This is a genomic window from Carnimonas bestiolae, assembly GCF_051251145.1.
Classification (GTDB): domain Bacteria; phylum Pseudomonadota; class Gammaproteobacteria; order Pseudomonadales; family Halomonadaceae; genus Carnimonas; species Carnimonas bestiolae.
In genome coordinates this window covers 1-1,061 of the sequence record NZ_JBPCZK010000020.1, presented here as the reverse complement: position 1 = coordinate 1,061, position 1,061 = coordinate 1, and the positions used below count along the sequence as shown (strand labels likewise).

General features: G+C 54.0%; 1 rRNA gene. It reads right to left on the bottom strand.

Annotated elements, in window-relative coordinates:
- Positions 1-1,061, bottom strand: a 23S ribosomal RNA gene (locus R84865_RS13245); the annotation flags it as partial.

Here is a 1,061-nt window from a genome sequence, read left to right as displayed (position 1 = left end):
AGGCCCCAGGGAAGTCTCATCTTGAAGGGGGCTTCCCGCTTAGATGCTTTCAGCGGTTATCCCGTCCGAACATAGCTACCCGGCAATGCAATTGGCATCACAACCGGAACACCAGCGGTTCGTTCACTCCGGTCCTCTCGTACTAGGAGCAACTCTTCTCAAACTTCCTACGCCCACGGCAGATAGGGACCGAACTGTCTCACGACGTTCTAAACCCAGCTCGCGTACCACTTTAAATGGCGAACAGCCATACCCTTGGGACCGACTTCAGCCCCAGGATGTGATGAGCCGACATCGAGGTGCCAAACACCGCCGTCGATGTGAACTCTTGGGCGGTATCAGCCTGTTATCCCCGGAGTACCTTTTATCCGTTGAGCGATGGCCCTTCCATTCAGAACCACCGGATCACTAGAACCTGCTTTCGCACCTGCTCGACCTGTCCGTCTCGCAGTCAAGCACCCTTATGCTCTTGCACTCATTGCACGATGTCCAACCGTGCTGAGGGTACCTTCGTGCTCCTCCGTTACTCTTTAGGAGGAGACCGCCCCAGTCAAACTACCCACCACACACTGTCCTTCCCCTGGATAACAGGGGCAAGTTAGAACGCCAATGATGTCAGGCTGGTATTTCAAGGTCGGCTCCACTGCAACTGGCGTCACAGTTTCAAAGCCTCCCAGCTATCCTACACAGACAACATCAGCGTCCAGTGTGAAGCTGTAGTAAAGGTTCACGGGGTCTTTCCGTCTAGCCGCGGGTACACTGCATCTTCACAGCGATTTCAATTTCACTGAGTCTCGGGTGGAGACAGTGTGGCCATCATTACGCCATTCGTGCAGGTCGGAACTTACCCGACAAGGAATTTCGCTACCTTAGGACCGTTATAGTTACGGCCGCCGTTTACTGGGGCTTCGATCAGGAGCTTCGGACGAATCCTAACACCATCAATTAACCTTCCAGCACCGGGCAGGCGTCACACCCTATACGTCCGCTTACGCGTTTGCAGAGTGCTGTGTTTTTAATAAACAGTTGCAGCCACCTAGTATCTTCGGCCGCTCTGAGCT